The organism is Methylobacterium sp. Leaf113, from assembly GCF_001423325.1.
In the GTDB taxonomy this organism is placed as follows: domain Bacteria; phylum Pseudomonadota; class Alphaproteobacteria; order Rhizobiales; family Beijerinckiaceae; genus Methylobacterium.
The window spans coordinates 68,206-89,268 of record NZ_LMNJ01000005.1 but is presented as its reverse complement, the minus strand read 5'-3'; the positions used below and the strand labels follow the sequence as shown (position 1 = coordinate 89,268).

General features: G+C 68.2%; 22 protein-coding genes. 9 read left to right on the top strand and 13 right to left on the bottom strand.

Annotation, left to right across the window (positions count from 1 at the left end; translation table 11 throughout):
• Positions 1-110 precede the first annotated feature (110 nt).
• Positions 111-1,289, top strand: a complete 1,179-nt coding sequence (locus tag ASF60_RS05415) for a hypothetical protein (RefSeq protein ID WP_156633878.1) — start codon at positions 111-113, stop codon at positions 1,287-1,289.
• Between the two features lie 58 nt (positions 1,290-1,347).
• Here ASF60_RS05415 and ASF60_RS05410 read toward each other — a convergent pair whose 3' ends face one another.
• The gene (locus tag ASF60_RS05410) at positions 1,348-1,728 is read right to left on the bottom strand and encodes a hypothetical protein (RefSeq protein WP_056181561.1); all 381 of its coding nucleotides are present in this window, start codon (positions 1,726-1,728) and stop codon (positions 1,348-1,350) included.
• A gap of 643 nt (positions 1,729-2,371) precedes the next feature.
• Here ASF60_RS05410 and ASF60_RS05405 point away from each other — a divergent pair.
• The 3 genes from ASF60_RS05405 to ASF60_RS24275 all read left to right on the top strand — a co-directional run bounded on the left by ASF60_RS05405 (position 2,372) and on the right by ASF60_RS24275 (position 4,116).
• Positions 2,372-2,728 (top strand): hypothetical protein, encoded by a 357-nt coding sequence (locus ASF60_RS05405; protein WP_156633876.1) that lies wholly within the window; start codon positions 2,372-2,374, stop codon positions 2,726-2,728.
• 374 nt (positions 2,729-3,102) lie between these two features.
• Positions 3,103-3,732, top strand: a complete 630-nt coding sequence (locus ASF60_RS05400) for a recombinase family protein (protein WP_056181554.1) — start codon at positions 3,103-3,105, stop codon at positions 3,730-3,732.
• Between the two features lie 216 nt (positions 3,733-3,948).
• Positions 3,949-4,116 carry a hypothetical protein gene (locus ASF60_RS24275; protein ID WP_156376175.1) on the top strand — a complete coding sequence of 56 codons (168 nt, stop codon included), beginning with the start codon at positions 3,949-3,951 and terminating at the stop codon, positions 4,114-4,116.
• A gap of 20 nt (positions 4,117-4,136) precedes the next feature.
• Here the strand turns inward: ASF60_RS24275 and ASF60_RS05390 are convergent, their stop codons facing one another.
• Together ASF60_RS05390 and ASF60_RS05385 are read right to left on the bottom strand one after the other, a co-directional pair.
• Positions 4,137-6,275, bottom strand: a complete 2,139-nt coding sequence (locus ASF60_RS05390; RefSeq protein WP_056181549.1) for a carbohydrate porin — start codon at positions 6,273-6,275, stop codon at positions 4,137-4,139.
• Between the two features lie 481 nt (positions 6,276-6,756).
• Positions 6,757-6,975, bottom strand: coding sequence for a hypothetical protein (locus ASF60_RS05385; RefSeq protein WP_156633874.1), 219 nt, complete (start codon positions 6,973-6,975; stop codon positions 6,757-6,759).
• 533 nt (positions 6,976-7,508) lie between these two features.
• Here ASF60_RS05385 and ASF60_RS05380 point away from each other — a divergent pair.
• Positions 7,509-9,200, top strand: coding sequence for a methyl-accepting chemotaxis protein (locus ASF60_RS05380; protein WP_082507760.1), 1,692 nt, complete (start codon positions 7,509-7,511; stop codon positions 9,198-9,200).
• On the opposite strand, the gene ASF60_RS05375 is transcribed toward ASF60_RS05380, so the two are convergent.
• From ASF60_RS05375 to gntA, 4 genes are all read right to left on the bottom strand, one after another.
• The gene (locus ASF60_RS05375) at positions 9,166-9,816 is read right to left on the bottom strand and encodes a DNA-3-methyladenine glycosylase (RefSeq protein WP_056181539.1); all 651 of its coding nucleotides are present in this window, start codon (positions 9,814-9,816) and stop codon (positions 9,166-9,168) included. The genes ASF60_RS05380 and ASF60_RS05375 overlap by 35 nt on opposite strands.
• Positions 9,816-10,568 carry a ribonuclease HI gene (rnhA, locus tag ASF60_RS05370; RefSeq protein WP_056181536.1) on the bottom strand — a complete coding sequence of 251 codons (753 nt, stop codon included), beginning with the start codon at positions 10,566-10,568 and terminating at the stop codon, positions 9,816-9,818. The genes ASF60_RS05375 and rnhA overlap by 1 nt, the downstream gene beginning before the upstream one ends.
• A 105-nt stretch (positions 10,569-10,673) precedes the next feature.
• Positions 10,674-11,282, bottom strand: a complete 609-nt coding sequence (locus ASF60_RS05365; protein ID WP_056181534.1) for a DUF1989 domain-containing protein — start codon at positions 11,280-11,282, stop codon at positions 10,674-10,676.
• Positions 11,272-12,012: a guanitoxin biosynthesis heme-dependent pre-guanitoxin N-hydroxylase GntA gene (gntA, locus tag ASF60_RS05360; RefSeq protein WP_056181958.1), complete on the bottom strand. Its 741-nt coding sequence runs from the start codon at positions 12,010-12,012 to the stop codon at positions 11,272-11,274. The genes ASF60_RS05365 and gntA overlap by 11 nt, the downstream gene beginning before the upstream one ends.
• Before the next feature lie 298 nt (positions 12,013-12,310).
• Here gntA and ASF60_RS05355 point away from each other — a divergent pair, with 298 nt between their 5' ends.
• Together ASF60_RS05355 and ASF60_RS05350 are read left to right on the top strand one after the other, a co-directional pair.
• A complete protein-coding gene (locus tag ASF60_RS05355; RefSeq protein WP_443136732.1) occupies positions 12,311-13,726 on the top strand; it encodes an App1 family protein in 1,416 nt (471 codons plus the stop codon).
• Positions 13,727-13,959: 233 nt separating this feature from the next.
• On the top strand, positions 13,960-14,325 hold the full coding sequence (locus tag ASF60_RS05350; protein ID WP_056181531.1) for a cupin domain-containing protein: 366 nt from the start codon (positions 13,960-13,962) through the stop codon (positions 14,323-14,325).
• An 18-nt stretch (positions 14,326-14,343) separates the two neighbouring features.
• On the opposite strand, the gene ASF60_RS05345 is transcribed toward ASF60_RS05350, so the two are convergent.
• The 4 genes from ASF60_RS05345 to ASF60_RS05330 form a co-directional block, all read right to left on the bottom strand.
• The gene (locus ASF60_RS05345) at positions 14,344-15,132 is read right to left on the bottom strand and encodes a hypothetical protein (RefSeq protein WP_056181528.1); all 789 of its coding nucleotides are present in this window, start codon (positions 15,130-15,132) and stop codon (positions 14,344-14,346) included.
• Positions 15,133-15,237: 105 nt separating this feature from the next.
• On the bottom strand, positions 15,238-16,086 hold the full coding sequence (gene proC / locus ASF60_RS05340; protein ID WP_056181524.1) for a pyrroline-5-carboxylate reductase: 849 nt from the start codon (positions 16,084-16,086) through the stop codon (positions 15,238-15,240).
• Complete coding sequence (locus tag ASF60_RS05335) at positions 16,083-16,586, bottom strand: YbjN domain-containing protein (RefSeq protein WP_055957499.1); 504 nt, start codon at positions 16,584-16,586, stop codon at positions 16,083-16,085. Before ASF60_RS05335 ends, proC begins: the two co-directional genes overlap by 4 nt.
• Positions 16,587-16,890: 304 nt before the next feature.
• Positions 16,891-17,169: an accessory factor UbiK family protein gene (locus tag ASF60_RS05330; protein WP_056181519.1), complete on the bottom strand. Its 279-nt coding sequence runs from the start codon at positions 17,167-17,169 to the stop codon at positions 16,891-16,893.
• Positions 17,170-17,463: 294 nt separating this feature from the next.
• Here ASF60_RS05330 and ASF60_RS05325 point away from each other — a divergent pair, with 294 nt between their 5' ends.
• A complete protein-coding gene (locus ASF60_RS05325) occupies positions 17,464-18,183 on the top strand; it encodes a response regulator (protein ID WP_056181516.1) in 720 nt (239 codons plus the stop codon).
• Complete coding sequence (locus tag ASF60_RS05320) at positions 18,180-19,643, top strand: ATP-binding protein (protein WP_056181513.1); 1,464 nt, start codon at positions 18,180-18,182, stop codon at positions 19,641-19,643. The genes ASF60_RS05325 and ASF60_RS05320 overlap by 4 nt, the downstream gene beginning before the upstream one ends.
• Before the next feature lie 120 nt (positions 19,644-19,763).
• On the opposite strand, the gene ASF60_RS05315 is transcribed toward ASF60_RS05320, so the two are convergent.
• Together ASF60_RS05315 and ASF60_RS05310 are read right to left on the bottom strand one after the other, a co-directional pair.
• Positions 19,764-20,033 (bottom strand): hypothetical protein, encoded by a 270-nt coding sequence (locus ASF60_RS05315; RefSeq protein ID WP_056181510.1) that lies wholly within the window; start codon positions 20,031-20,033, stop codon positions 19,764-19,766.
• A gap of 168 nt (positions 20,034-20,201) precedes the next feature.
• Positions 20,202-20,858 carry a glutathione S-transferase family protein gene (locus ASF60_RS05310; RefSeq protein WP_056181507.1) on the bottom strand — a complete coding sequence of 219 codons (657 nt, stop codon included), beginning with the start codon at positions 20,856-20,858 and terminating at the stop codon, positions 20,202-20,204.
• Positions 20,859-21,063: the final 205 nt, after the last annotated feature.

The window sequence follows — 21,063 nt, the reverse complement described above, 5'->3', positions numbered from 1 at the left end:
CCCGGTGTTTCACGATCCTGACGATCCGCCTCCTGCCCTGTACATCCTGAAACGCCTTCGGGTACATCGGAGCCATGGCGCCTTCACGCTCCCTCATGCCGAGCGCTGCGGTGCCCGACCTTGCCGCGCGCATGCGAACCTTCCGCAGCCTCGGCGGCAATTGCGAGTTCGGCTTCGTCCAGCGCTATTGCGGCGTCGAGCCATCCGGCCTTCTGCGCTTTGCCTACACGCCGATCGACGCTCTGGTGCGCGGCCTCGGATGCGCGTTCGAGGGGTTCGGTGTCCCCGGCGATCTGTGCATCGAAGAAACCGATACGGGCGCCTTCTATTGCCGCAGCGAGCGCTACAACATCTGGTGGAACACCATGCAGCTCGTCGGCTCCGTCGCACCGGAGGTGCTGCTGGAGCGGGAATATGGCCGGGCCGCCCATCTCCGGGCCAGCTTCCTGGCCGAGTTGGCGGCTGGGTCCCACATCCTGGTTCGGACGGAAAGCCAGGGCGAGACGGATGCGGATTTCGCGCGGCTGTCTGCGGCCCTGCACGCTCACGGGGCTGCCCCGCTGCTGCGGGTGAAGGCCGTCGGCGCAGCGTGGAAGCCGGAGCCCGTCCGCCAGGTGGGGCCCCATCGCTTCGAGGGCTCCGTCCGACGCTTCGCCATCGAGGAGGCTTGGGCTGTCGATTTCGAGCCCTGGGTTCACCTCTGCGATGCAGCCTATGCCGCGCGGCACGATTTGCCCGCTTCGGCCTTGGCGGCGGCGCCGGTTCCCAGCCCCATCACGTTCCGGACTCGGCTCCGGTACCATGTCGGGAAGTCTAGCGCCGGGGGTTCCACCCCCGGGCCGCCGACGCAGGACAGCCATACGTCCTTCATGAAGGCTGTCGATCCGGCAGCGTTCGAGCCGGCGCGGGTCTATGTCTTCAGCGCCTGGGTCTGGATTCCGGTCGATTGCACGGCCACCCGGATTTTTGCCGCCTGTGGGCTTCGCAGGCTGGCCTGGCGCGACGCGGATCTCACCGTCCGCGAGCGTTGGCAGAGAGTTTGGGCGGCGGGCCGCTTCGAGCCCGGGGAGGCACCCGGCGCCCCGGTCGGCCTCGGCATGATCGGAGGCCGGCAAGGGGGATTCTGGTCCTGCCGGTCTGTCTGTCACGAAGGCGCCCTGCCGCGCCCCGTCGAGCCACCGCGGATTCGTCCACAGCCTGCGCCGGCCCGCTGGATCACGCGCTGGTTCGATCGTGAGCAGACGCCGAGAACAGCCTCGTCGGCATCAGGGGACGTCGCCCAGCCTTAGGCGCTTCGGCCGGGAGACTCGCTGTCGGGGAATGTCCGCTGTCAGGGAAGGTCCGCCGTCAGGGGAGGCATCCGGTGCAGATACCCCCGGTAAGGGGTACGCCGCCATCCTTGCCCAGCCTCAGAAGGCTGCGCGCCTTCTGCGTCCGCGCCATGGCCCTGCGCATCCGGACCGCTTCCCGTTCAGGCGGCTCCGTACCCTTGAGAGACGGCTTGGGTTCGGGATCGCGGCGGCGGCGTTGTGCCCCTTGAACCTCGCGCAGAAGGGCCCGGGCCTCCTTGCCCGCATCGACGATCCTGCGATCGTCTGCGGACCCTGTCTCGGCGAAAGCCGCCGTATCCGGTCCGATCAGGATCAGCCACGTGCCGAGGAGGAGGCGCAGGCGGCCGTCGCGCCATCCTTCCGGCCGGCGGCGTTCCGCGAACGGCGTGTCACGCATGGGAACGTCTCATGACCCTGATCTCCGGATGACCCATTTGAAAACGCGCTCCGCCGTGAGACGTCCCATCCGTGTTGCAGTGAGGCACTGCCGCACGGACCGCAGGCGGTCGTGTCGCACCTGCCGGTCGGCGGACGGCATCGGCCGAAAAGTCGGGTCGGTGAAATGACACCACCGATCTTGTCCATCGCCAGCGATGTCCGTTGAAGAAAATGCGTAAATTTCTCGGAAAAAATTAGCGTATTCCGCAGGTTTTCGAAGGCATGCGGTTGGGGTCATGTCAACGTTGTCTTCTGAACGGGACCGGAATCGATGGTTTCGATCATGGAAATCTTGATTGAGGTGGCGCAAAGCCTCGGCAACGGTTCCGTTCCCTGCGGCGTTGATGAGGCTGGTCCTGACGGTTACGTGCATCATCGTCCATTGAGGGGCTTCCCGTGACGATCGACATTTGTAGTACGAAAGCTAGTCATTCGGAGCGTCGCGTGGGTGCTATCAGGCGGTGTCTCAAGCTCCTGACATCGTGGCCTGTGCTCCGCCGGATGCCCGGCTCGCTCCTGATCGGCCTCGGTCTGGGAGCAACCCTGGCCTGGACTGTCCTCTTGTGCTGGATTGCCTATACTTTCGCGAGCCTCTTGCTGGGATGACCGCTGCACTGCAGCATGTCTGCCGCGCAGCACAATTTTGCCTTGTATTTAAACTTGTAAACCACGACAACTTAGGTAGTCTCCGGGGTGATCACGACGGTGTCACCATGCTTTTGATGTGTTTTATGTCTCTCGGCGCCGCAGCCAGCCGCGCTGTCAAATTGCCGGGGTTGCTCCTCATCGTGTCGCTGCTCGCGATCGCTATCGGTCTCGAGGGCGCGATGAGTCATCGTACCGCGACGACTGTTCTGGTCGACGCCGTCCTGATGCTGTTCGTAGTTGAATCGGCCTATGTCGCCGCGTCCGTGCTGTGGTTCCGCGCCGCTCAAGTGGGCCAACACCGCAAACTCTGACACGAAGGCGCCCGCTTCCCCGTGAAAGGTCCGGGCGGCCGATCCGCTCGCCATCTCCCCGCATACGATCTTGGCTGTCCTGCGACGCATTCCGGTCGAACGGGATGCGCCGTGGTCGCGTTGACCGCGTGATGGACGAGGGAGAGCAAGATGGATGGCGGGCTTATCTGGTTGAGCATTATCGGGGGCGCGCTGCTGCTGAGCGCGGCGGGCTACCTGTTCGCCTCTTGGGCCAAGGCGAGGCGGGGCGGCTGAAGCCGTACCGGTCGATGGCCACAACTGCCGCGTCCCGCAGGGTCGTCTTCAGGACCCACAATCGCTGGCGGAGCCGCGGTCCTGCGGCGGCCGGAATCTTCTGAGAACCATCGGGACCGATGACGACCATTCTGTACGCCCGGGTCTCGACCAGCGACCAGTCGAGCGACCATCAGTACGCGCAGGCGGTGGCGGCCGGCTTCACAATCGACACGGTGGTGGCGGACGATGCGGTGTCCGGCCTCACGACGTGTCTCCGCGACCGGCCGCAAGGGCGCCGCCTGTTCGATCTCCTGCGCCGGGACGACACCCTCGTGGTGCGCTGGGTCGATCGCCTGGGGCGCAACTACGTCGACGTCTGCGACACCTTGCGCGAGATGATGCGGCGCGGCGTCGTCGTCCGCACGGTCATCCACCGACTGACCTTCGACGGGGCCACGCAGGACCCGATGCAGCAGGCCGTGCGCGATGCCCTGATCGGATTCATGGCGGCGACCGCGCAGGCACAGGCCGAGGTCACCCGCGAGGCGCAGAAGGCCGGCATCGCCCAGGCCCGCGCGCGCTGCGATGCCTATCGCGGACGCAAGCCGAGCTTCAGCCGGGCGCAGTTCGAGGCGGTTCGCAATGCGTTGAGCCAGGGGACCGGGATCTCGGTCATCGCCGCCGCCACCGGCCTGAGCCGGCAGACGGTCTATCGCATCCGGGACAAGGCCGGGGATGCTGAGGCCGCCCTCGCGCGCTGGGCGTAAGCGCCGCAGCCCAGGCTCCCTTGGGCCGCTGCTTCGTATCGTCGCCTCGCGCGGAGGAGCGCGTGCGCTACCCTGGCACCCTGACGCAGCAGGGTGACTATGGGCGCGATGTCTCTTCTCGGCCTCACCACATTGGCGTTTCTCGCGCCGCTTCCGCCGCAACGGTTCGAGCCGCCGGTTCCGCCGCCGCGCGGGGTCGGCTTGACGATCTGCGCTGTGGCAGCCCTTCTCCTGGTGGTCACGGTGGTGCCGCTCAGCCTCGCCTTGGCCGACAAGTGGGCCATGGACGCCGACGCTGAGGCTTGTCGCGCCGAGGGCGGGCGCTTCGTTCCGGTCGTCTCGGCTGGCGGCCGACACTACCGTTGCGAGCGTCCGCGATCGTAGGAAGCGCGCAGGCGCCCGCTTCAGAAATCCGCGTGGATGCGTGTCCCGAAGAAATTCGCCGGGCCGCGATCCCGGTTGTAGGCCGGGTTCTGAACATGCTGGTAATTTAGCGACAGGGTCAGGGTCCTGTTGAGGCTGAAAGCGTAATAGACCTCCACGGCGCGCTCGGGGGCGTAGTTGAGGCGTCCGTCGCCGATCAGCAGGCCAAGGCCGCCATTGGCGAAGAAGGCGCGATGGCTCGGCGAGATCCCGTTCATCGAAGTGCCGAGGCCCACGGTGTCGGCGGGGCGGCCCCAGGCGGTGCCCTTCAGCGAGACGCCGCCCGACACCGACCGGTCGATATCGGTGAAGGACAGGCTCTCGGTGCGGCCGTCATTGGCGCTGAACCGGGCGAACACCCCGAGGTCGGGTGTCACCGCCTGCTCCAAGTTGAGGTAGAAGCCGGTCTTGCGCCGGGCGGCGCGGGTGGCGGCCGCTGCGTCGTTGATGTCGCCGAACACGCCCGCCTGGGTCAGCGCCACCACATCGCGAAAGTCGGCGGTGTTACCCACGTTGGTGAAGAACCCGATCCGCAATTTGCCGGGCTGGTCGAGCCCCGGCAGCACGTGGCGTTCCTCGAACTCGATGGTGGTCCCGGAGCGCCGGAAGACACGCGGGTCGAGGACGTCGCTCGACGGTTCCTTCGGCACTTGCGTGTAGGCTGCGCGGATCGCGAATGCGGCGCGGTTGTACTCGACCATCACACCCTGCGTGAAACCCGGCAGGTTGGCGGGAAAGTCGTAGGCGCCCGAGGCCCAGATGCCCCAGTTCATGAAGTCCACCCGTGGATCGTGGGCGTAAACGTTGCCGTCGAAGTAATCCCCCAGGGCGAACTTGCCCGCCACCACGGTGATCCGCTCGATGTCGCGCCGGGTCGCCACCTGATTCGGACCGTCCGGCACGTCCTCGGTCTCGCCGCCGAGGCCGAAAGTCTGGCGCACGAAGTAGCGGTTGGAGCGCAGCTTCGGGAACGGTGCGCCGGCCTTCTGCGCCTCGCCGTTGACGAAGCCCGCCACCCCGAGGGTCCGGCTCAGGCCGAAGCCCTGCGAGAATTCCGGGTTGTAGTAGAGTTCCGTGCCCTCCAGGAGCTTGAGGCCCACAAAGGCGGTGGCGGTGGTGGTCGCCTGGACCTGATTCCCGATCAGGCTCGCCGGACCCGTATAGGGCGCCCGGAAGCCGGGTACGCCCTGCGCGACCAGCGTCGTCTGGCCGTGAAGCGAGAAGCGGTCGCCGGAGCCGTCGCCGGGATCGTGCGGGGCGACCTCATCGACCTCCGGCGGCAGCACGAAGCCGCCCGGATGCCAGGACAGGCGCGCCATCATCTGGTGCGCGGTGTTCGCCGCCACGGTGGAGACCGGGCCGCCGGCGAGGCCCGGAACGACGCCGAGATGGAAGCGGCCGCTGCTGCCGAGGTCGAGATAGCGGTAGTCGATGCCGAGGGCGAGGTGGTCGGTCACGGCGAACTGCACCCCGGCCCCGAGGGCGAAGCCGAGGCCGGAGCGGTCTGCCCGCGCCATCGGCGCGAGGCCGCCGTCGGGACCGGGATAGCTCGCCAGGACGCGGGTGCTCGCGCCGGCAAGGCCGAAGCTCGCATAGACCAGAGCGCGCTCGAAGGCGTAGCCGAGGCGGCCCCGCACGGTGCCGTAGAGATCGGTCTTTGCCCGGATCAGGCCGGCGGCGGGGTCGCCGTCCGCTGTGACGCCGAGGGCCGGCAGCAGGACGGAGCGTTTCAGGTTGGCGCCCGCAACGTCGGCCTCGACGCCGTGGACCCAGGGACCGGTCTGCCAATTGTAGCCGGCGAACACGCCGCCGACCACCGTGGTGGCGTTCCGGCCGAGGTCGGACCGTCCGGTGCTGTCGCCCGTCTTGAAGGCCGGAACTGGCCGCCCACCGATGGTCGTGCCGCGAAAATTGGTGGCGCCGTAGGAATTGCCGGCGCTGCCCTCGACCCCGAGATAGGGACCCGACCAGTCGACGAAGGCCGGATTGGCCGGCGCGGGGCGTGGCGCGCCGAGATCGGCCGCCAGGGCGCCGGATGCGACTGCCAGCGTGAGCAGCGCCAGGCCCACGGGCGCTCGCTGGTTCGGGCCTGCGCTGCCGAAGCGATTCGATCTCAGCATATCGCCCCCCAGCGTTCAGGTCCGCGACGGGTATAGGCGATGCTATAACTGTGACAATGATGTTTAACGGGCACGCTGCAGGATCGACCGCGCTGTTGCCGAAACGCCGCAAAACGGGTCGTATCACCCTCCGTTCGCTCGTTTCGACCCCTATAAAGACAATCGGAACCGACGCTCTAAGCGCCGCGTGCGAAGCCCGGATGACGCCACGCCCGCGTCGTCTGTCCGTGTCCAACTGCCGGACCCGCCCCCTGTGTGACGACGCGTACGGGCATTATCCCGAACCGACGCCCCTCCGGTTTCGGTCCCGTCGAGCGCCGCCCCCCATTTGGGGGATGCCGGCGACCGGAACCGCCTCTAGCCTGGACATCTCCAAGGCTCAGGACCGTCTCGACCCGCAGGGGTTTACCCCTGCGGGTCCTTTTCCCGGTCTCCGGCGGGTTCGGCCGCCGAGTCTCCCGTCCGTTGCCGACGACCGATGTCAGGCGTCGCCGCCGTCGATCCGTGCGATGAGGGCGGTCAATTCGCCGATGCGCAGGCGCAATCCCTCCCGCGTGCTCTCGTCGGTGTCGCGCAAGGCGTAGCCGTCGACGAACTGGCGCTTCTCCGTGTGTGCCTCCTGACCCATCGCCTCAAGTTCTGCGATCAGGCGTTCGCGCTCGGCCAGATACTGCGTCTTCCGGTCATCCATGGCAGGCATGATCATCCCTCCGGTGGCAGGCTTTCACGAGAAGAGGCGCCGCCTCGATCGCCTGGCCCGATCGCCGGCGGGCCTGGCACCTGAAACGCCAGACCTGACCCGCCGGTTCATGCGCCGGGCAGCCTCCATCGTGGCCCGTGCTGTGACGACATTGTGCAAAGCATCCGCCGGTACCGGAACCATAAAGCCTTCTGACTGTTTGTTCGACGACCCAAGCTCGAAGACCCTTTCCCCGCCCGGCTCACGCCGAGGCGGGTTTTTTTTCGGATCGACGAAGCCTGACCAACCACTTTTCGAATGACCCCGCCTCGAATTGCCGTGGCTGGAACCGCTTCCGAGGGCAGAATCGCTATCATTTGATAGAAATCACGTCTTCGTCAAACAGTCACACAAGGAGAAGCATTGTGCGATCTGAAGCAAATATAATGCATCTTCTTGGGTTACGGTAGAAATTCTAGGCAAAGGTAGGCTATTAACAGCCCCTTAAGTTCCGTCTAGCTACCGTCGTGCCGGTCAGAGTTCGGAGATCTCTCGTGGCATTGCTCGCGCGATTCAGCATCATCACCAAACTGATCGCCGTGGTGGGGCTGATCGGGCTCATTGTCAGCGGTTGCCTCTGGTACGCGACCACTCAGATGTCGGTCATCGACAGTGCCTACACCCGCTTCGTCGCCCAGGATACGAAGGCCATCGCCGATCTGAGGACTGTAAACCGACTGATCTTCACCTTGAGCTACTTCAACTTCCGCAACATCGCGGAGGTGAGCCCCGAGGAAATGCTCCGGACGGATAAGGGATTCGACGAGGCGACCGAGCGCCTGAACCGGGTGCTGGTCGAATTGCGCGACGAGGCACCGAGCTTCGCACCGAGAATCGATACCCTCAAACAGAAGATCAACCGCTTCGTCGCCGACAGCTCCGAGGCCAGGACCCTGGCGAGCAGCGGCCTGAAGACCGAGGCCGTCGCCCTGCTGCACCAAGCCGTCGACCCGACCTTCGACGCCATGGTGGCGGAGGGGGCGACCCTCGGGCGGGACATGCGAACCTTCGTCGATGACGGTGCGCGTGATCTCACGGCGATGACGGAGCAGACGCGGACGAACACCCTGTTGCTCGGCGGATTCGGGCTTCTCGCCGGCGTGCTGGCAGCCGGTTTCGTCGCCGTGTTCGGCATAACCCGGCCGATCCGCCGGCTGGTCGAGGCGTTGCGGCGGATGGCGGCCGGCGACAGCGAGGCCGTCATCCTTGGTCGCGATCGGCGTGACGAGGTCGGCGCCGTGGGCCGCGCGGTCGAAGACATCCGCGCCCTCGTCGCCCGAAAGGCCGCCGAGGAGACGGAGCGCCAGCAGATTGCCGATGCGGCGGCGGCGGCCGAGCGCCAGCGCACCATGCACGAATTGGCCGATGGCTTCGAGGCGGCCGTGGGCTCGATCATCGGGACGGTCTCGGCCTCGGCCGGCGCCCTGCAGGAGACCGCCGAGACGATGAGCGCGAACGCGGCCCGTACGACGGACCAGTCCGTGGCCGTGGCGGCCGCGGCCGAGGAAGCGGCCTCGAACGTCGGTACGGTGGCGGCGGCGGCCGAGGAACTCGGCTCCTCCGTTCAGGAGATCGGCCGTCAGGTCGACGGCTCCGCAAACCTGGCGCTGCGGGCCGTCGAGGAGGCGGCGCAGACCGCCGGTCTGGTCCAGGACCTCAGTACCGCCGCCGCCCGGATCGGTGACGTGGTGGCCCTTATCACCAGCATCGCGGGCCAGACCAATCTGCTGGCGCTCAACGCCACCATCGAGGCGGCCCGTGCCGGGGAGGCCGGGCGCGGCTTCGCCGTGGTCGCCGCAGAGGTCAAGGAGTTGGCCAACCAGACCACCCGCGCCACCCACGAGATCGAGGAGCAGATCGGCCGCATCCAGTCCTCGACCGAGCACGCGGTCGGGGCGATTCGCACCATTTCGGGGCGGATCGGGGAGATCAGCCACATGACGACGACGATCGCGGCGGCGGTGGAGGAGCAGGGCTCGGCGACACAGGAGATCGTCCGCAACGTCGCTCAGGCGGCCGCCGGCACCGGCGAGGTCACCGAGAACATCGCGGGCGTCGCTCACGCGGCCGATCAGACCGGGGTCGCGGCGCGGCGCGTTCTGCATTCGGCCTCCGACCTGACCGTCCAGTCGGAGCAACTCTCGCGGCAGGTCAGTCGCTTCCTGGAGACGGTCCGGGCGGCGTGAGGTCGCTATTGGATTCTACGGGCGCCCGGGGCGTCGCGAAGCGCGAGGGCGGACGGCTGACGAAACGGGAGCCGGCGAACAGGAAGCGCCACGGCGTTTCCACCGCGCGGGAGATTCCGATCCGGCGATCGGCGATCCAGTCCGGTACCCCGTGCGCGGCGGAGAGCCGAAAGGGCGGCTCTTCGAGGGACAGGCCGTCGAGAGCGGGGGTGACGCCGAGCGCCTGACACAGGCGCCCCGGCCCGGCACAGAGCAGGCGCGGCGGGGTGAGTCCGCGCCGTTCGGCCATGGCGGCGAGCCCATGGCGCGGCTCCAGTGCGCGGATCAACACGGCACTGCCCGGTTCGCAGACCAGGTTGAGGCACCAGTGCATGCCGTAGGAACGGTAGACGTAGGCGTGCCCCGCCGGCCCGAACATGCTCGCGTTGCGCCGGGTCGGGCCGTTGACGCTGTGCGAGGCCGGGTCGCTGGAATCATAGGCCTCGGTCTCGACGATGGTTCCGCCGATGCCGTCCACCTGCAGGTCGCAGCCGATCAGGGCGGCGGCCACCTGCGGCGCCGGTCGCGCGAAGAAGCCGGCCGGGAGGGGCCGTCCCAGGGTGTCATCCGCCAGCATCACGCGCCGGGTCCGGCACCCTTGGCCGGACCCAGGCTCGCGCGGGTCCGCTCCAGTCCCTCCGGGCCGAGGTCGAGGGCCAGGCGCACCGCCCGCTCCACATAGGCCTGCGGCGTCAGTCCGGAGGCCTTCGCCGCGCGGGAGACTTCCAGGCCGAGGCCGAGATCGAGGGGAATCGCGCTGGTTCGCGACGGGGGCGCCTCGGACGCAGCGACGGGAGCCATGGGCGCCTTTGCCAGGGCGGCCGGGGAAGCGGCGGCCCGCAGGGCGGCGGTGCCGGTGAGGAGCGGTGCCGCTGGGCTTTCCGAACGCGCCGATGGCAGGCCGAGCGCCTCGCGCCGGCCCTGCGCCGCCAGCCGGTCGGCGCGCTCGTTGCCGACCTCGCCAGTATGGCCCCGGACCCAGGTCCAGCGGACGTCGCGCCGCGCCGCGAGGGCATCGAGTTCCTGCATCAGCTCGACGTTCTTCACCGGCCCCGTCGCCGTGCGCCAGCCCTTGGCCTTCCAGCCCCGCATCCATTCGGTCACCGATTTGATGACGTACTGGCTGTCGCAGCGCATCTCGATCTGCGCGCCCTCGGGAAAGTAGCGCAGGGCATTGATCGCCGCCGTCAACTCCATGCGGTTGTTGGTGGTGGCGCGGTCGCCGCCGCAGAGCTCGACCCGTCCGGTCTCAGCTTCGATCACCACGCCCCAGCCGCCGGGGCCGGGATTGGGATCGCATCCGCCGTCCGCATAGGCGATGGTTCGCATGGGTTCGCTTCGACCTGTTCACGATGGGCCCGCCCTGGGATCGGGCGGCGCCGGGGCTTCCGGGCGCCGCCCATAACACGGGGACGTGCTCCGACGGCAGCCGTTTCAGGTGCGGGCGGGGTCGATGCGGTAGCGGATCGGCTTGAAGCTGTTGTTGTTGGATTGTAGCGCCGAGCAGGCGGTGAGACCGATGACGAGGTCGCATTCCGCCTCGAAGGTCACGTGATCACCGGCCCGGCTCAAGGGAGGCTCGACCTTCAGTTCGCCGGTGCTGCCGTCGACGGTGACGTTCATGAACACGTTGAAGGCGACCGGAATCCGGTCCGGCACGATGCCGTAGGGAGCGAGCGCCGCCGCGAGGTTGCCGAAACAGCCGCGATGCGGGTGGGCATCGCCATAGATGATCCGGAAGGTGTCGGCCGAGCACGGCGTGAGCAGGAAATCGTGCCGCCCCACCGTATCCTCGACGATGCGCAGGAGCACGTTCGAGCGGTTCGAGTAGATTGGATCGCCGGAGGTCAGATAGATCCGGCTGGCATAGTCGAGCGTCCGGCCCGACGAGATGACCTCGTCGAGGTCGCCGCGCACGAAGGCCAGAAGGTCGGCCACCTGTTCGCCCTGCGGGTCGATCACCGTCAGACGCTCGCCCTTGTCGAGGGTGAAGGCCACGCCGGAGCGCGGTGCGATCTCGTGGGTTTGCGCCTCAGGCGGCATCGCGGCTCTCCCGGGGTCCGTCCTGCTTCGTTCCGCCCGGAGCCGTGCCCGATGCCTTGCGACCCTGAAAGGGGCAGACCCAGTCGGCTCCGACGACCCGGCCGCTGTACTGGCGCGCTTCCGAGGCGTCGCCGTGGCGCACCAGCATCGGGTTGATCGATCCGGCGAGTGCCTCGTCGCGGGACAGGATGGCAGCCCGCAGTTTCTCGTAACGGCCTTCGGCCCGCAACTGCTCGAATTGAGCCCGCAGGTTGAACACGAGCACCGGGTGCGTGAAGCGCCGGGCCGGCCGGCTCGCGCCCGGATGCATGCCGACCACGAAGAAGGCTTCGCCCCCGAACGAGAGCGAGAAGTGCGGATCGTCCGGGTCGGCCTCCACGCGGCTGTCGTAGCGCTGTCCCAGGAAGGCGTCCTTGTCCGAGAGCGACTGGACCCTGTCCCAGAGATGCCGCTCGAACGCTTCCTCGTCGATCGCGTTCGGTCCCTCGAACACCACGGCGAAGCTCTGGAACAGGTCCGGCTTGTCGCGATAGCGGCAGATGAAGGCAAGCAGCGCCGGATAGAGACGCGGATCGTCCCAGCCCGAAGCGATGTTGCGGGCCACCACGATCTTCATCTGGCCCTTCGACAGGGCGGACTTGGCACCGACACAGGGGAACGGCTGGCTTCGGATGAAGTCCTGGAACGCAACGGCCAGGGGATGGTCATTGTCGTCGGAGGGAAGCTCCAGGGGCAGGCGAATGGCCGGCAGCTGACCGAAGGGAAGAGGATCGGCGAAGGCGTGGTCCATCGGGGGCAGATGCATAAGAACTCGACGCTCGAGAAACGCGGACAATCCACCCGCAGCGGCCGATCCCGGATCGAAAAATCCGGGTCGATCCCTGTGGGGGGTGCTGGCGTGAACCGGAGGCGGGGAGGGGAGTTCCGCGAACGCGACCGGATGGCACGCGGTGTCCACAGGGTCGGTGTCGCGGCATCAGCCCACCGCTGAGGCAACAAACCGCCCTTGAGACAAGAAACCACGGACGATGCCGAAAACCGGGGGTCGAGAGGTGTGCGGGCAAACGAACCTTCTCCGGCATCAGGCATTGAACCCGCGATGCTGCCAGGCGGGCCCTGAACCCAGTGATATCGTACCGATGAACACCCCGTCCGGAACCCGCGTCCCAGATCCTTCGGAACAGGGGCCTTCCGAACAAGGTCTCCCCGAAAAAAAGCCTTCGGCGAAAGGTCGGCTGGCGAAAGGCACCCTGCGGGCGCTGCGCCTGCTGGCCAAACCCGTTCGCCGGTCCCAGGGCAAGGCCGGGACTGTGATCGAGACCTATCGGGGCTACGGCTCACGCGAACAGGTCTTCCTGATCGGCCGTGTGTTTCGCCAGTCGCAGCGCGCCGGCGACGCCCCGAATGTGGGCTGGGCCGCCGAACTGCGTGACATCCGGCGCCGGATCACACGCCGGAAGGTCGCCGGCGCGGTCCTGACGGCACGGTTCTTCGGCTGCGAGGAGCAGGTGGTTACCGATCGCGACGGCTATTTCCGCATCCATCTGCATCCGCGCCTGCCGGCTCCGCCAGAGGCATCCTGGCACCCGATGGACCTCGATCTTGCCGGCCCGGTCCCGGTGCGCGCGAAAGGCCAGATCTTCATCCCGTCCGCCGAGTGCCGGCGGGTGGTGATCAGCGATATCGACGACACGATCATGCGAACCGGCGTCGCCAACAAGGCCAAGATGCTGTGGCGCCTGTTCGTCGAGGATGCTGAGAACCGGGTCGCCTTCCCGGGCGCCGCCGCCCTCTATCGCGCGCTGTATACAGGACCGTCGGGCGCCGAGGGCAATCCGATGCTGTACGTTTCGAGGGCGCCCTGGGGCATCTACGACATGCTCAGCGAGTTCTTCGCCATGCACCGGATTCCCGTCGGACCAGTGCTGTTCCTGCGCGAATGGGGGCTGTCCTGGACGAGCCCGCTGCCGCGCCGGGCGGAGGACCACAAGCGCGATCTGATCGAGCGCATGCTGGCGCTCTACCATGACCTGCCCTTCGTGCTGATCGGCGATAGCGGCCAGCACGATCCCGAGGTCTACGCCCAGATCGTGGCGGCTCATCCCGGCCGGGTGGCGGCGGTCTATATCCGCAACGTCTCGCGGGATGCCGGGCGCCTTGAGGAAATCGCCCGGCTGGCCGAGGTGGTCGAGGCGGCCGGCAGCAGCCTTGTGCTAGCCGCCGACAGCTTCGCAATGGCCGAGCACGCCGCCGAGCGCGGGCTGATCGGCCGAGACGCCGTCGATGAAGTCCTGCGCGAATGGAGCGCCGACGGGACGGTCCCGCAGACGCGCCGACATGCCGGCCGCCTGCGCGCCCGCGCGCTCCGAAAGATTCTCGGCGGGGCCGGAGCGACGCCCCCGAACCTCGTCGTCGAGCCCGGCCGGTCCGATCCGCCGAACTGAGAGCGGGGCGTTCTCGGCCATTGTGCAGAGGTTCCAAGCGGGACCATCATCACCGCCCCGGACCACCGCTCTCGACGTTCTCGATCATCCGGTAGGAACGGTCGGCGCCATGTCGCTCGATCGCCATCCAGCACATTCACGCCTCGGCGGCGGATCACGGCATAACGATCAACCCGTTCATTGCCATGTCGGTGATCTCCGACAGGAGTGAGCCCAAAACCGAAAGCCGCCGGATGACCCCGCCCGCGCCCATCGTCACGCTCTCAGCCAACCTTCTGGCCGACCTGCCCGATGCTCGGTCGGGCGAGGTCTTCACCGAATTCCTCGCGCGTCCCGGATTCCGGATCGAGCGGATCGTCTCCCACGGCCAGGTCACGCCGCAGGATCAGCCCTATCGGCAGGACCATGACGAGTGGGTGCTGCTCCTGGCGGGCGCGGCACGGGTGGCCATCGGGGACGCGGAGATCGTACTGGTGCCCGGCGATCCCCTGTTCATCCCGGCCGGTACCACCCATCGTGTTACCTTCACCGATCCGGACCGGCCCACCATCTGGCTCGCGATCCATCTCGGCGAAACGGGGATGCCGACCGGGACCTGAGCCGGGCCGGCCGAGGTCTCAGATCGCCGCCGCCGGATCGCCGCCGAGGGGATTGCCGGCATCCTCGTTGCGCGTATCCCCGTCACGCATATCCGCGGCGTGCCGATCCCGGCGCGTGCGGCTGCCGCGATCGAGCAGCGAGCGGCCCAGTGCCCGGAAGGGCGCGGTAAGGCGGCGCGCATCGTCGGCTCGCTCCATGAAACGCTCGCCGTTGCGGATTTCCTTGTCGAGGCGCGCCATGGTGCGGGCCAGCGCCGGATCCTCGTCGTCGAGCCAGACCTCCACCGTGCGGGCGAAGGCGATGACCACGCCCTGGAGCTTGAGGCGGCCGAGTGGCCCCTCGGTGTTGATGCCCGCGGCGGCCAGCATGAAGCGGTGCGAGTTCAGCGCGACCCCGTTCAGGGCCAGCATGGAGAGCGGGTCGCCACGCAGGGCGTAGGAGATTCGGCGCAGGGCCTCCTTGTAGGGCGTCATCGCGTCGAGACGGCGCATCAGCACATCGAACAGGCGCTCGCGGGTCGGTTCGTCGGCGAGATCGCTCGTGTCGCCCTCGAGCACCTTGCGGTCGATGATGCGGGACAGGCCCCCGAGTACCGCGCCCTTGGAGGGGAACAGATCGCGGAACTCGGCCAAGCTCAGGCCAGCCTCCCGGGCGATGTCGCCGACCTCGATGTCGTTCCAGGGCTGCTCGGCCGCGAGCTGCATCAGCGCCTCGACGGCGGCCTCGCGCGGTGGACGTTTCGGCTCGGCTGGCGCCGCCGCGTCGGTGGACCGGGTCTCGGTCTCGGGTATCTCGGTCTCGGGCATCTCGGTATCGGGCTTGGGAGAGCCGGGGCGTTTAGCCATGGTCGTACGATCCTCGTCCAATCAGACCCTGATGTAGGGTGGCGGAGCCGGATCGTCAGGTCCGCCTCAGCCAGCGAGGGCACCGGCGCGGCGCCGCGCCGCGTCCACCGCCTCGCGCATCAGGTCCGGCAGGCCACCGGGACGCATCAGCACGGCCAACGCCTCGGCGGTGGTCCCGCCCGGCGAGGTCACGTCCTGGCGCAGGGCGCCGGCCTCGCGGGGATTGGACTCGAGCAGAGCCCCGGCCCCCGAGACGGTGGACCTGGCGAGCCGCGCGGCCATGTCGGCCGGCAGGCCGGCGGCCACGCCCGCCTGCGCCATGACCTCGGCCAGGAGGAAGACGTAGGCAGGTCCTGAGCCCGACACGGCTGTCAACGCGTCGATGAGGGCCTCGTCGTCGAGCCATTCCACCAGGCCGACGCTGGCGAGAAGTGCCTGCGCCTGCGCCCGCTGCTGCGCGCTGACGGCGGTGCTGGCCACGGCGCCGGTCGCGCCTCGGCCGATGCTGGCCGGCAGGTTCGGCATCGCCCGTACAATGGCGCGGGCGCCGGGCAGGCGGTCGCGCAGGTTGGTAAGGGTCTTACCCGCCAGGATCGACACCACCAGGGTGTCCGGCCCGATCAGCGGCGCGAGACCGGCGGCTGCGCCCTCCAGGCCCTGCGGCTTCATGGCGAGCACCAGCGCCTCGGAGACCGGCGGCTCGGCCGGATTCAGACTCAGCCCCCGCGCGGCGCAGAGCACTCGAATCTCCGGCGGGGCCTGCGGATCGATGATCGTGGTTCGACGCGGGTCGAGGCCGCCCGCGAGCCAGCCGGCCAGCATGGCGCCCCCCATCTTCCCGGCCCCCACGAGGGTGAGCGACCGGGGCAGTGCGGCGTCAGGCGCAGCGGTGTCGGGACGGGAATTTGCGCTCACGCCTCGCCTTCGGTCTCGAACAGCACCGCATCGAGGGCCTCGCGGGCCGACTTGCCGGCCCAGAGCACGAACTGGAAGGCTTGGTAGTAGCGCTCACAGGCGTCGACAGCGGATTTCAGCATCATGGTGCACTGACCCTGCGTGGGGGCGGCGCCCCCGGTGAGGAGCAGCGAGTGGCGGAACATCACCACGTTGTCCGTCGACCACAGGTCGAAATGCCCGACCCACAATTGCTCGTTGACCAGGGAGACCAGGGTCAGGATCTCGGTGCGGCGGCGCTCCGGGACCTTCAGGTCGAAGGCGGAGGCGACGTGCAGCGCCTCCACGTCTTCGATCCAGGTGAACGCCACATGGTAGTCGGCCCAGCGCCCGGCGACGGAAACAGACATCTCGTCGGTCTCGGCCCGGTCGAAGATCCAGTCGCGCAGCGACGCGAGGCGCTCGACGATGTCGAGGGGATGCTCGTGCCGATCGTGATCTTCGATGTGGAGTTGGGTCATGGCGGTCCAATATGTCGATCTGGGCGAAGATCGGCGAAGTCGTTGTGAAACTCACGCCAGAGGCCGGCACCGCCCGGATCCCGATTTGCACCTGACACACCCGGTCGGGGTGCGGCAGGCGCGGATTCTGTTCGGTTCAGGGTGGTTCGAGTCGGGAGCGAATCAGGTCATGACCCACTATAGACCGGGCTGGACTCGCGTTTCAAAGCGGCCCGGGAAGCCGGTGAACAGGAAAGCGACCGTCCACCGTTCCTTCCTGTGTACAAGCGTGACGGCGACCGAAGGGGCGCGAATCAACCTGGAATCAGATGGCCTCGCTGGCTCCGGCCACCGGCGCGGCGCCGACCTTTGCCTCCAGGGCGGTGATCCGGGCGGCCAGGGCGTCGTTCTGGCTGCGCAGTGCCGAGACGAGGTCGCGCAGGACGTCGAGTTCCTCTCGCGACGCGATGTCCATGTCGCGGATCAGGCGCTCGACCTGGGCCTTGAACACCGTCTCCGCCTCGCGGCGCACGCCCTGGGCGGCTCCGGCGGCGTCGGTCATCAGGCGGGCGAAATCGTCGAACAGCCGGTTCGAGCCTTGCATCGTCGTCTCCCGAAGCTTTGAGGTCACCATCCGTCCGTGACGGCCACGAGACCGGCGCCTGTGGGCACCGACATAAGAATCGGCGGGTCTCCCGGCAATGAGTTTCCCGGCACTGCCGGTTCGGGCCCTGACGAGTCCTGACGCCCGGTTTGGGCGGACGGGCGCTCCGAAACAGCCATTTACAAATCCCCACCGCGCCGGGCCTTCGGGGACGGTGCGCGGCGGTGCATACTCTCGAGCCGACAAATCCGCCCGGGTGCGGAGACAGCCGCGACGCTCGGGACCCTGACGCCGATGACCACGACCCAGCCGCATATCCTCCTCGTGGAGGATGACCGCGAGATCAGCGCCCTGGTGGCGCGCTACCTGCGGGCCAACGAGTGCCGGGTCAGTCTCGCGGGCGACGGGGCCGCCATGGACAAGGTGCTGGCCGATGCTCGCGTCGACCTCGTCGTGCTCGACCTGATGCTCCCCGGCGAGGACGGCCTGAGCCTGTGCCGCCGCCTGCGGGCCGCCTCCGGCATTCCGATTCTGATGCTCACCGCCAAGGCCGAGGAGATCGATCGGATCATCGGGCTCGAGATCGGCGCCGACGACTATCTCGGCAAGCCGTTCAATCCGCGCGAACTCCTGGCGCGCATCCGCGCCATCCTGCGGCGCGGCTCCGCGGCGGAGGCGGAAACCGAGGAGGGCGTGCGGCGCCTGCACTTCCTCGGCTGGACCCTCGACATCTCCCTGCGCCAACTCCTCAGCCCCGAGGAGGCCCGCATCGCCATCACGGGCGCGGAGTTCGACCTGCTTCACGCCCTCTGTCTGCGCCCCGGCCGGGTGCTGTCCCGCGACCAGCTTCTCGACCTGACGCAGGGTCGCGCGGCCGGCCCCTTCGAGCGCAGCATCGACGTCCTGATCAGCCGCATCCGTCAGAAGATCGAGCCGGATCCGCGCAACCCGGAGATCATCCGCACCATCCGCTCCGGCGGCTACCTCTTCACGCCCGAGGTGACGCGCACATGAGGGCGCCCTGGACCCGCCTGCGCACTTTGGTGCCGTCGAGCGTCGCCGGACAGATCGCCCTGCTCATCGTCGCCGCCGTGGTTCTGGCGCACGCGATGGCGACGCTGGCGTTCTTCACCCTGCGCGAGCCCTGGCGGCCCGACGATCATCCCGGCGTGGCCGCAACCCGCCTCGCGACGGTCGCCCGTCTCCTCGACGGCGCCGCCCCTGCCGACCGCCCGGCGCTGCTGGCCAACGCGGCCCGGATGTTGCCGACCCTCCGTATCGAGCCCTGGGATGGCACCGGCCCGGAGACCGGTCGTTCCGAAGCGACGGGCGGCGACCGTCTTGGTGACCGTCTTGGTGACCGGCCTGGCGACCGGCTCGGCGACCATTCCATGGTCCAGCGCCTGCGCGACGGCTTCGGCCGCCCCCTCGGCATCACCGACCTGTGGGCGGATCGGCGTCCGGCCGATACGCCGGCGGGCGTCCGCGTCGGCCTCGTCACGCCCGCCGGTGCCCGCCTCTCCGCCCTGGTGCCGGACGACGACCGGCCGCCGATGCGGCAGGGGGCCATCATCTTCACCTTCGTGTTCCTGGCCGTCGCCGTCTCGCTGATCTCGCTGTGGGCGACGCGGGCACTCACGGCTCCCCTGGCCCGCCTCGCCGAGGCGGCGGACGCTTTCGGCACCCGCATGAACTTTGTGGACCTGCCCGAGAACGGCCCGCGCGAGGTCGTCACGCTGTCCCGTGCCCTCGATCGGATGCGGGCGCGCGTGCGCCGCCTCGTCGACGACCGGACCCAGATGCTCGCCGCCATCAGCCACGATCTCCGCACGCCGATCACCCGCCTGCGCCTGCGTGCCGAGTTCATCGAGGACGACCACGCCCGGAGCATGACCCTGCGCGACCTCGACCAGATGAACGGGCTGGTGGAGGCGGCCCTCTCCTTCGTGCGCGACGGACAGAGCCCCGGCGGAGGCGCGCGCATCCTGGTCGACCTCGCCTCCATCGTGCAGACCGTCGCCGACGAGTTCGCGGATATCGGCGCCGATGTCCGGGTCGACGAGACCCGTCACGTGCTGGTCCAGGGGCGCCCGGACGAGCTTCAGCGCGCGATCGTGAACCTCGTGGACAACGCCGTGAAGTATGGCGGCGCGGCGCGGCTCACGGTGACGCAGACCGAGCGGGGCATTGCCGTCGACATCAGCGACGACGGTCCGGGCATCCCGGAATCCGAGCGGGACGCCATGCTCCAGCCCTTCGTCCGCGGCGACCGGGCCCGCAACCTCGACACCGCCAGCGGCTTCGGCCTCGGGCTGTCGATCGTTCTCGCCATCGTGGATTCGCACGAAGGGCGCTTCACCCTGCGCAACCGGACCCCGCGCGGCCTGACCGCCCGGATCGAGCTGCCGCGCGCCGCCGCGGCCTCCCCGTCGAACTCCCCGGCAGAGGCCACCCACCGCGCCGCCGCCGAATGAGTACCGCCCGCCGGCCGTGAGGGCGCGAAAAAGGCCCGAACCACGCGGGCCGGGCCTTCGAATAGGATTCTTCGGAACGTCGGGCGCTCGCGCGCTCGATCATGCCAAGTCGTCAGGCAATCAGCAGCGCGGGCCGCCGGAGGTCTGGCCGTATTGCTGGACCGGGAAGTTCTGCTGGTTGGCGTTGCCTTCGGCGGCCGAGCTCTCGGCGCAGCGGCCGGTCGCCGGGACATTGTAGGAGCGGATGGAGCCCGTCGTGATGTCGTCGTAGCGCGACGCGGGCACCTCGCCATAGGCCGGGGCGGCGCGGTCGAACGCGAAGCTTCCGGTCGCCGGAGCCGCGATGGCAAGAACCGAAGCGACAACGAGGGCGGAAAGACGGGTTTTCATCTGGCTAGATAACTCCTGCGTGAGGCGAAGACTTTAGTTGTTTTCGTCTCGACTGAGACGGGAGTGATATAGGGGTCGTCTTGGCAGGTTGACGTGTCGCTTCGCACGTGGCGCCCGCGGGGGTCGCACGGTCCATCTCGGCGCGCGAGCGGGTTCGTGCAGGCGCCCTCAGAACTCCATGTCGAGTTCCTCGATCTCGTCGGGCTCGCGCGCCGCCGCCTCGGCCCATTCCTCCATCAGGAGCCAAGCGAGGATGGTGTCGCGATAGGCGGCGGTCCGGCCCGAGAGGGGGACGTCGTAAGTGCGGAAGCGCGTGCAGACGGGGGCGAACATCGCGTCGGCGAGGCTGGGGGTCGCCCCGAACAGGAACGGGCCCTCGTAGCGGTCGAGGCACTCGTCCACGATGGTGATGACGCGCTCGATATCGCCCCGGGCGCCATTGAAGATCCTGAAGTTGGGATGGCGGCCCTTCAGGTTCATCGGAAGCGCCGAGCGCAGGTTGATGAAGCCGCCATGCATCTCGCCCGAGATCGAGCGGCAATGGGCCCGCGCCACGTCGTTCCTTGGCAGGAACCCGGCCTCGGGCCGGATCTCGTTGAGATACTGCGCGATCGCGAGGGTATCCCAGACGATGATTTCGCCATGGACGAGGCGGGGAACCAGGAAGGAGGGCGACAGGTGCAGAAGCTCGGCGCGGGTCGAGGCGTCGTTTCCGGAAAGCAACTCCGTCTCGAAGTCGATCCCGGCCATCCGGCAGACCAGCCAGCCGCGCAGCGACCACGACGAATAATTCCGGCTCGAAATGGTCAGCGTGGCCGCAGGCATCGTCGTGTCCCCCCTGATGTTTCCTCGCCGACACGTGATCCAAGACTCGTGCCGCCGCGATCCACCGACAGGCACGATGGTTCCGGTCGTGCCGCGGTGTCGCTGGCCGTCAGCGGAGCCTTTTCCCAACGTGTAGGTTGTCCTTTCACAGTCACGGCCGGCGGCGACCTCATGTTCACCTGTTATTCCGAAGCGACGCGCGACA

What these genes read in the sequence shown, in the direction of transcription:
- ASF60_RS05410 (WP_056181561.1), bottom strand. Translation starts at nt 1,728, where the DNA reads ATGCGTGACACGCCGTTCGCGGAACGCCGCCGGCCGGAAGGATGGCGC.
- ASF60_RS05405 (WP_156633876.1), top strand. Translation starts at nt 2,372, where the DNA reads ATGACCGCTGCACTGCAGCATGTCTGCCGCGCAGCACAATTTTGCCTT.
- ASF60_RS05400 (WP_056181554.1), top strand. Translation starts at nt 3,103, where the DNA reads ATGACGACCATTCTGTACGCCCGGGTCTCGACCAGCGACCAGTCGAGC.
- ASF60_RS05390 (WP_056181549.1), bottom strand. Translation starts at nt 6,275, where the DNA reads ATGCTGAGATCGAATCGCTTCGGCAGCGCAGGCCCGAACCAGCGAGCG.
- ASF60_RS05385 (WP_156633874.1), bottom strand. Translation starts at nt 6,975, where the DNA reads ATGCCTGCCATGGATGACCGGAAGACGCAGTATCTGGCCGAGCGCGAA.
- ASF60_RS05375 (WP_056181539.1), bottom strand. Translation starts at nt 9,816, where the DNA reads ATGCTGGCGGATGACACCCTGGGACGGCCCCTCCCGGCCGGCTTCTTC.
- rnhA (WP_056181536.1), bottom strand. Translation starts at nt 10,568, where the DNA reads ATGCGAACCATCGCCTATGCGGACGGCGGATGCGATCCCAATCCCGGC.
- ASF60_RS05365 (WP_056181534.1), bottom strand. Translation starts at nt 11,282, where the DNA reads ATGCCGCCTGAGGCGCAAACCCACGAGATCGCACCGCGCTCCGGCGTG.
- ASF60_RS05355 (WP_443136732.1), top strand. Translation starts at nt 12,311, where the DNA reads ATGCCGAAAACCGGGGGTCGAGAGGTGTGCGGGCAAACGAACCTTCTC.
- ASF60_RS05350 (WP_056181531.1), top strand. Translation starts at nt 13,960, where the DNA reads ATGACCCCGCCCGCGCCCATCGTCACGCTCTCAGCCAACCTTCTGGCC.
- ASF60_RS05345 (WP_056181528.1), bottom strand. Translation starts at nt 15,132, where the DNA reads ATGCCCGAGACCGAGATACCCGAGACCGAGACCCGGTCCACCGACGCG.
- ASF60_RS05335 (WP_055957499.1), bottom strand. Translation starts at nt 16,586, where the DNA reads ATGACCCAACTCCACATCGAAGATCACGATCGGCACGAGCATCCCCTC.
- ASF60_RS05330 (WP_056181519.1), bottom strand. Translation starts at nt 17,169, where the DNA reads ATGCAAGGCTCGAACCGGCTGTTCGACGATTTCGCCCGCCTGATGACC.
- ASF60_RS05325 (WP_056181516.1), top strand. Translation starts at nt 17,464, where the DNA reads ATGACCACGACCCAGCCGCATATCCTCCTCGTGGAGGATGACCGCGAG.
- ASF60_RS05320 (WP_056181513.1), top strand. Translation starts at nt 18,180, where the DNA reads ATGAGGGCGCCCTGGACCCGCCTGCGCACTTTGGTGCCGTCGAGCGTC.
- ASF60_RS05315 (WP_056181510.1), bottom strand. Translation starts at nt 20,033, where the DNA reads ATGAAAACCCGTCTTTCCGCCCTCGTTGTCGCTTCGGTTCTTGCCATC.
- ASF60_RS05310 (WP_056181507.1), bottom strand. Translation starts at nt 20,858, where the DNA reads ATGCCTGCGGCCACGCTGACCATTTCGAGCCGGAATTATTCGTCGTGG.